Genomic DNA, 814 nt, shown 5'->3' on the forward strand with positions numbered 1-814 from the left:
GAATATTGCGCCAGACCTGCCGAAGACACCCTGCTGCTGATCAGCCTGCCCAAGCTCGATGGCAGTGCGCAGAAAACCAAATGGGGCAAGGCACTGGTTGAGGGTGCGCAAACCCAGTTCGTGCAAATCTGGCCGGTGGACGTCGGCCAGCTGCCGCAATGGATTCGCCAGCGCCTGTCGCAGGCGGGCCTGGCAGCGACTCAGAACGCCGTCGAACTGATCGCGGCCCGGGTCGAAGGCAACCTGCTGGCCGCCGCGCAGGAAATCGAAAAGTTCAAGCTGATGGCCGAAGAAGGCCAGATCACCGTCGAGACAGTACAGGCGGCCGTGGCCGACAGTGCGCGCTTCGACGTATTCGGTCTGACCGATGCAGTGCTCAACGGCGAAGCTGCCCATGCCTTGCGCATGCTGGAAGGGCTGCGCGGCGAAGGGGTCGAAACCCCAGTGATCCTTTGGGCGCTGACTCGCGAACTGCGTGCACTGGCCAACATGTCCCAGCAGTTCAGTCAGGGCGTACCACTCGACAAAGTGTTCAGCTCGGCCCGCCCGCCGATCTGGGACAAGCGCAAACCATTGATGAGCAAAGCCCTGCAACGCCATTCGGCAAAACGCTGGAGCCAATTGCTCATGGATGCACAACGCATCGATGCGCAGATCAAGGGGCAGGCGCCAGGCTCGCCGTGGAGCAGCCTCAGCCGACTGGCGCTGCTGATGGCGGGGCAACGGCTGGCACTGCCTGCGGAGTGAGTGGGTGTTGTCGACTCTCGTTCCCGCGCTCTGCGTGGTAACGCCTTTCAGGACGCTCTGCGTCCTC

The 814-nt window shown here is 62.9% G+C and carries 1 protein-coding gene; it reads left to right on the plus strand.

Annotated elements, in window-relative coordinates; genetic code table 11:
• Positions 1–747, plus strand: a 747-nt coding sequence (gene holA / locus ALO64_RS16750; protein ID WP_235805009.1) for a DNA polymerase III subunit delta, incomplete at its 5' end; no start/stop codon positions are given.
• Between the last annotated feature and the right edge of the window lie 67 nt (positions 748–814).

The sequence above is a fragment of the Pseudomonas meliae genome (genome assembly GCF_001400515.1).
In the GTDB taxonomy this organism is placed as follows: domain Bacteria; phylum Pseudomonadota; class Gammaproteobacteria; order Pseudomonadales; family Pseudomonadaceae; genus Aquipseudomonas; species Aquipseudomonas amygdali.